Origin of the sequence: Mixta sp. BE291 (assembly GCF_031457955.1) — a bacterium.
GTDB lineage: Bacteria > Pseudomonadota > Gammaproteobacteria > Enterobacterales > Enterobacteriaceae > Mixta.
This window is the reverse complement of the sequence record NZ_JAVDXN010000004.1, coordinates 525,390-531,715: the sequence shown is the minus strand read 5'-3', so window position 1 is coordinate 531,715 and position 6,326 is coordinate 525,390. Positions and strand designations below refer to the sequence as shown.

Annotated in this window: 9 protein-coding genes; 3 read left to right on the top strand and 6 right to left on the bottom strand. The window is 51.8% G+C overall.

The features are described 5' to 3' along the window. Positions 1 to 374 precede the first annotated feature (374 nt). On the top strand, positions 375 to 929 hold the full coding sequence (locus J2X14_RS12620; protein WP_352411541.1) for a gamma carbonic anhydrase family protein: 555 nt from the start codon (positions 375 to 377) through the stop codon (positions 927 to 929). Here the strand turns inward: J2X14_RS12620 and J2X14_RS12615 are convergent. The 6 genes from J2X14_RS12615 to dprA are packed head-to-tail and all read right to left on the bottom strand — an operon-like array spanning position 905 to position 4,685. Continuing rightward, a complete protein-coding gene (locus J2X14_RS12615) occupies positions 905 to 1,153 on the bottom strand; it encodes a DUF1488 family protein (protein WP_352411540.1) in 249 nt (82 codons plus the stop codon). The genes J2X14_RS12620 and J2X14_RS12615 overlap by 25 nt on opposite strands. Next, positions 1,150 to 1,968 carry a shikimate dehydrogenase gene (gene aroE, locus J2X14_RS12610; RefSeq protein ID WP_352411539.1) on the bottom strand — a complete coding sequence of 273 codons (819 nt, stop codon included), beginning with the start codon at positions 1,966 to 1,968 and terminating at the stop codon, positions 1,150 to 1,152. The genes J2X14_RS12615 and aroE overlap by 4 nt, the downstream gene beginning before the upstream one ends. A 3-nt stretch (positions 1,969 to 1,971) precedes the next feature. Then, on the bottom strand, positions 1,972 to 2,544 hold the full coding sequence (gene tsaC, locus J2X14_RS12605) for an L-threonylcarbamoyladenylate synthase type 1 TsaC (RefSeq protein WP_352411538.1): 573 nt from the start codon (positions 2,542 to 2,544) through the stop codon (positions 1,972 to 1,974). Next, positions 2,537 to 3,091, bottom strand: a complete 555-nt coding sequence (locus tag J2X14_RS12600) for a DNA topoisomerase family protein (RefSeq protein WP_352411537.1) — start codon at positions 3,089 to 3,091, stop codon at positions 2,537 to 2,539. Before J2X14_RS12600 ends, tsaC begins: the two co-directional genes overlap by 8 nt. Positions 3,092 to 3,115: 24 nt before the next feature. Further along, positions 3,116 to 3,589 (bottom strand): DUF494 family protein Smg, encoded by a 474-nt coding sequence (smg, locus tag J2X14_RS12595; RefSeq protein ID WP_103061387.1) that lies wholly within the window; start codon positions 3,587 to 3,589, stop codon positions 3,116 to 3,118. Continuing rightward, positions 3,561 to 4,685, bottom strand: coding sequence for a DNA-protecting protein DprA (gene dprA / locus J2X14_RS12590; RefSeq protein WP_352411536.1), 1,125 nt, complete (start codon positions 4,683 to 4,685; stop codon positions 3,561 to 3,563). Before dprA ends, smg begins: the two co-directional genes overlap by 29 nt. 127 nt (positions 4,686 to 4,812) lie before the next feature. Here dprA and def point away from each other — a divergent pair, with 127 nt between their 5' ends. After that, the gene (gene def, locus J2X14_RS12585) at positions 4,813 to 5,325 is read left to right on the top strand and encodes a peptide deformylase (RefSeq protein ID WP_352411535.1); all 513 of its coding nucleotides are present in this window, start codon (positions 4,813 to 4,815) and stop codon (positions 5,323 to 5,325) included. Between the two features lie 14 nt (positions 5,326 to 5,339). Next, the gene (gene fmt / locus J2X14_RS12580) at positions 5,340 to 6,287 is read left to right on the top strand and encodes a methionyl-tRNA formyltransferase (protein ID WP_352411534.1); all 948 of its coding nucleotides are present in this window, start codon (positions 5,340 to 5,342) and stop codon (positions 6,285 to 6,287) included. The last annotated feature ends 39 nt before the right edge of the window (positions 6,288 to 6,326 follow it).

The following is a 6,326-nucleotide window of genomic DNA, read 5'->3' as shown; positions in this document are numbered from 1 at the left end:
GCCCACACAGATTGTCTGATAAATTGTTAAAGAGCGGTGCGACCGGCGTTTGTTGCCGTTGCCGCGAGGTGGCGTATATTACGCTACTCTCTTTCAGAGTCAACCTCTTTTTCAGAAGTTTTTCTCCGGCGATTCACCTCAGTGAACCGCTCAACACCGCGTGGCGTAAGCCGTTGTGCCGTGTCGATGGAGGCGCATTATAGGGATCCGAATTTATTGCACAAGCCTTTTTTCGATCTTTTTTACCGGTTGCTGACTTTTCATTCTTTTCGCTGCGATCTTATGCGATCGGCTTAAAATTGCCGCACAATATCAACGATACTTTCATCAGTTATTCGTTACGCTGCAAGCCTTCACCTTAAAGGAGCAAGATCATGGCTACTGCTTTACGTTCTTATAAGCAATTTTTCCCTCGTACAGGCGAGCGTGTGATGGTTGATGCCACCAGCGTAGTCGTTGGCGATGTTACTCTGGAAGATGATGTCAGTATCTGGCCCTTAGTGGCGATACGGGGGGATGTGAATAAAGTGGTGATCGGTAAGCGCAGCAATATTCAGGATGGCAGCGTTTTGCACGTAACGCATAAATCAGCCGCACGGCCTGAAGGCTTCCCTCTGATTATTGGCGAGGAGGTAACGGTTGGTCATAAAGCGATGTTGCATGGCTGTACTATTGGCAACCGGGTGCTGGTTGGTATGGGTTCGATTCTTTTAGACGGCGTAATAGTAGAAGATGACGTTATGATTGGCGCAGGTAGCCTGGTGCCGCCCGGAAAGCGACTCGAAAAAGGCTACCTCTATCTTGGCAGCCCGGTTAAGCAAATCCGTCCGCTAAATGAAAAAGAAATTGAAGGGTTACGCTATTCTGCAAACAACTATGTGACCTGGAAAGATGACTACCTGGATCAGGAAAGCCAGACCCAACCCTGATCGTCTTCTTTATGGGCTTCTATTAGCGCTTGCGCCAGATCTTCCAGATCCCAGCGGTTAGCGCGGAATACCGTCAGCGGTTCCCCTTCACCGAACCGCTGGCAAAGCGCGTTTTTGGTAATAGCGCAGGTTAATTGAAAACCGCTAACCATTACGGGAAAACAGACCGCCTGGCGCGTTTCATCCCAGTTCTCTCTGTCGGGAAACTGTATCGCCTGATTCACGAAACCAGCTCCTCTTGCAAACGGCTCAACACGGGCGCAACGTCCGGCAATACGCCATGCCAGAGCAGGAACGCGTGTGCCGCCTGCCCTACCAACATCCCTAAGCCATCTGCCGTAGCTGTTGCCCCTGACTGCCGACACCATTTCAGGAAAGGCGTCGTTCCCTGCTGATAAAACATATCGTAGCAGCGCGTAGTCGGATCAACGATCGAAGCAGGCAGTTCCGGAACGGCACCGTCAACCCCACTGGAAGTGGCGTTAACGATCAAATCGAACTTGTTATCTGTCAACTCCGCCATACCCAGCGCTTTAATTGCGCCGGTATGGGCAAACATAGTGGCCAGCTCCTCAGCTCGCGCAGAGGTACGGTTGGTTATTGTCAGCGAACAACCGTAAGAAAGCAGAGGCAGAATCACACCGCGAGCGGCACCGCCCGCGCCAATCAACAGAACATTAGCGCCCGGCTTAACAAAAGATAACCTTTCTAAATCGCTTAATAAGCCGATTCCGTCAGTATTATCGCCCAGTAACTGCCCGTCCTGCCGTTGGTACACCGTATTCACGGCTCCAGCCAGAGCTGCTCGTTCCGTTAGCACATCAGCCAGTTCATAAGCCTGTTGCTTAAACGGTAATGTGATATTGGCTCCCTTGCCGCCCTGCTGTAAAAAGCCCTGTAGGCTTGCTGCAAAACCATCCAGCGGCGCAAGCAGGCGCCCATAGCGATGCTCAATGCCGGTTTGTTGGGCAAATTCATGGTGAATAAGGGGCGATTTGCTGTGCGCAATCGGGTTACCTATAACCACGAAGTTATTCATATCTCATCCCTGGCGAATAATATCGCCGCTGATAATATCGCGAATCTCAGAAGGATTTAACCGACCGCCGGTTTCTCCCTGCAATACAGGGAAGCGCTCACCAAACTGCTGCAGAACCTCGGCAACGTTACGGCAGGGAGGCTGGCCACTCAGATTAGCGCTGGTTGAAACCAGCGGCTTACCAAACTGGCGGCATAGATCCTGTACTGCCGGATGGTCGGTGACACGCACCGCCAACGTATCGAAACGTCCCGTCAACCAGCGTGGCGTACGCGGCAACGCCGGCAACACCCATGTTACGGGGCCGGGCCAGGAGGCAAACATCTTTTCGCGCTGCGTTACCGAAAGTTCGTGATCGGCGATGTAAGGCATAAGCTGCTGATAATCAGCGGCGATTAAAATCAGCCCTTTTTCAACCGGACGCTGCTTGTACGCCAGTAGCTGCATAACGGCCTTTTCACTGTCAGGATCGCAACCCAGGCCAAATACAGCCTCTGTTGGATACGCAATAACCGCCTGCTGTTGCAGCTGCTCAGCACACCAGCTAACTGTTCCGGGAATGATTTCTTTATTCACTGCTGTTTCCTGCCTCAACGGGTTTACCGCACGCTTTGCTGGCGCAAAAGCGTTTCAAACCCTGAGCCGTCTTTTTTTCGATTAATAAGGGGAAATGACAATATATGCATGTTCCCTCTTTTGGCGTGAAGTTCACTGCAAACTGGCAATCAGGATAACGATCGCAGGCATGAAAAGTCTTACCAAAACGTGAACGTCGTTGCACCAGATGACCCTGCTGGCACTGTGGGCAAGCAATAGAAGTTTCATCCGGGCGATCGATCACTTCAGTATGCTCACATTCCGGATAGCGGCTACAGCCGATAAACATGCCATAACGCCCCTGACGTAATACCAGATCGGCCTGGCATACCGGACATTGTTGACCCTCCAGAACTTTAACGATATGCCCATCCGACTGGTTTTTCAGAGGACGGACATAATCACAGTCTGGATAATGTGAACAGCCAAGAAAAGGACCATGCTTTCCGGAGCGAATAACGAGATCTGCCCCACAAGTGGGGCAGGATTCTTGTTTTCGCACTGTGAAAAGTGCAGGTTTACTCATTGTGTTAGGTCACTGAGGAATAACTCAGTGCAACATTCCTTCATTGACGTCGAAAAGTAACTCTTCCATCTGCTGATAGGCATTTTCACATCCTGGAATATTAAACAGCACCATCAGCACCACCCATTTAAGATCTTCCAGATCAAACTCAAACGTATCCAGGGCCATTACCCGTTCGATAACCATCTCACGCGTTTCCAGGTTTAAAACCTGAATTTGCTCCAGGAACAGAATGAAGCCGCGACAGCTGGCATCAAGACGCTGACTTTCTTCCTCTGTATAGATACGCATCGAGAGCGGATCGGTGGTCAGCAGTATCGGAGCGACAAGTCCGTCCTGATAATCTGCTAATTTTTCCAACCAGTTCAACGCATTATTGATATCGTCACGATGAAAGCCAGCATCTGCCAGATCATCAGTCAGTTTATCCTGGTCAACGCGCATCTCTGCTTCGCTGTGGATATAAGTTTCAAACAAGTACATTAGTACGTCGAACATGGCATGCCCTCCTCAATCGGACATAGCCGCCGGGTACAGCTGCGATCCATCCTGCTAACTCCAGCTCAAGCAGTTTAGCTATGATGGCTGGCACAGGTTGGCCGGCACGTTCAGCGACGACGTCAACAGGTGTAACCTCATCTCCTACGTTAGCCAACACATCGGCAAATGGCAATGGAGCATCAGCATTGTCTGAAGAATTAATTGTATTCTGCGCTGAAAGCGTTAACCACTGCAGGTCGCTGTTAATCTGTTCAAGGATATTATTGGGGTGAGCAACTAATAACGCCCCCTGCTGAATAAGCCAGTGCGTGCCTTCGCTGACATCGCTCCCCAGCGGCCCGGGCAACGCATACACTTCCCGATTTTGCTCCAGCGCATAACGCGCCGTCACTAATGAGCCGCTTTTAAGGGAAGCCTCTACGACCAACACACCAAGGCTAAGCCCGCTGATAATGCGATTGCGTCGCGGAAAATTACAGGCCAGCGGCGAGGTATCAAGCGGAAACTCGGATACCAACGCGCCACCAGCCATAACAATCTCTTGCGCCAGGCGGTGATGATTCGCCGGGTAAATCCTTTCTAACCCGCTTCCCAGCACGGCGATGGTTTTGCCTTTTACCGTTAAGGCGGCCCGATGAGCCACGCCATCAATTCCGCGCGCCAGGCCACTGGTAATGGTCAGCCCGCTCGCGGCCAGAACCTGGGTAAAATAGTCGCCCCATTGTCGACCGTAATGGGAAGCGTTGCGGCTACCCACTACCGCCAGCTGCGGCGTCGCGAGCAGTTGCGGATCGCCATGCACCATTAATGCCGCAGGATAGCGCGCAACGTTCTTCAATAAGGGCGGAAACCGCGCATCTTCAGCGGTGAGTAAATGGTGATCCGGCTGTTCAAGCCAACTCAGCGCCTGCGCAAGGCGGCTTTCGGGCACCGACTGAAATGCCTGAATCTGCGTAGCATCAAGGCCTGCGGCAATATAGTTTTGCGGATCGTGATAGCCGCCGCGACTTAGCTGTTTTGCGGCCGTTAACATTTTATCGCCGCACAGCCCTTTTACGTTCATCAGGCGTAACCATACTTCTTTTGCAGTCATCTCACTTTCCCTGTCGATGTGCGCCAGTACCCGCTTTCCCTGGTGCGCAATGCTGTCAATCAGCAGGTGAAATGTCTACAATAAGAGGTAACGATGGTTACTTCTCTGAATACAGATCTGGAAAGTTATGTCAGTTTTACATGTATTACATTATCCCGACGATCGTCTTCGCATTGTCGCGAAACCTGTCGCTAAAGTGGATGCAGAAATCCAGCGTATCGTCGATGATATGTTTGAAACGATGTACGCGGAAGAAGGTATTGGCCTGGCGGCAACGCAGGTAGATATCCACCAGCGCATTATTGTTATCGATGTTTCAGAAAACCGTGATGAACGTTTGGTGCTGATCAATCCTGAGCTGCTGGAAGAAAGCGGTGAAACGGGTATTGAAGAGGGCTGCCTTTCTATTCCTGAACAGCGTGCGCTGGTTCCTCGTTCCGAGCGGGTAAAAATCCGCGCGCTGGATCGTGAGGGCAAATCTTTTGAGCTGGAAGCGGATGGCCTGTTGGCAATTTGTATTCAGCATGAGATGGATCACCTGGTCGGGAAGCTGTTTATTGATTACCTCTCCCCGTTAAAACGTCAACGTATTCGCCAGAAACTGGAAAAGCTGGCTCGCCTTAATACCCGAGCCTCCTGACAGTAAGGAATAGCGTGTCCGAATCATTAAAAATCATTTTTGCCGGCACCCCTGACTTTGCAGCGCGTCATCTTGACGCGCTGCTTACGTCTAAGCATCAAATCGTGGGTGTTTTTACCCAGCCCGATCGTCCTGCCGGACGCGGTAATAAACTGACGTCAAGCCCGGTTAAACTGCTGGCGCAGCAGCATGGCCTGCCGGTGTTCCAGCCGAAATCGCTACGTCCTGCGGAAAGTCAGCAGCTGGTAGCCGATTTACAGGCTGATGTGATGGTGGTAGTGGCTTATGGCTTGATTCTGCCGCAGGCAGTATTGGATATGCCGCGCCTCGGCTGTATTAATGTTCATGGTTCTCTGCTTCCGCGCTGGCGCGGCGCGGCGCCGATTCAGCGCTCACTGTGGGCTGGCGACAGCGAAACCGGCGTGACCATTATGCAAATGGATGTGGGTCTGGATACCGGCGCGATGTTGCTGAAGCTGGCATGCCCCATTACCGCTGCAGATACCAGCGCCACCTTATATACGCGTCTGGCAGAGTTAGGCCCGCAAGGTTTGCTGGAAACCCTTACGCATTTAAGCCAGGGCAGCCTCCAGCCGCAGCCGCAGGATAATGCCCTCGCCACCTATGCTGAAAAGCTAAGTAAAAAGGAGGCCCAGCTCGACTGGTCTCTCTCGGCCGCTCAGCTTGAACGCTGTATTCGTGCGTTTAATCCCTGGCCTGTTAGCTATTTTTACGTTGAAGAGCAGCCGGTGAAGGTATGGCAGGCCACGGTTCTGCCGCATCAGGCTGGCTATCAGCCTGGCGAAGTGGTGCAGGCTGATAAAAACGGTATTCAGGTCGCGACCGCTGAAGGCATTCTGAATATCCAAACCTTGCAGCCCGCAGGAAAAAAAGCCATGTCGGCTCAGGATATCCTGAACTCACGCCGTGAATGGTTTACGCCAGGAATGCGCCTCGCCTGATTCAAAGCCCGGTAATCATACCGGGCTTAGTTTATTGAT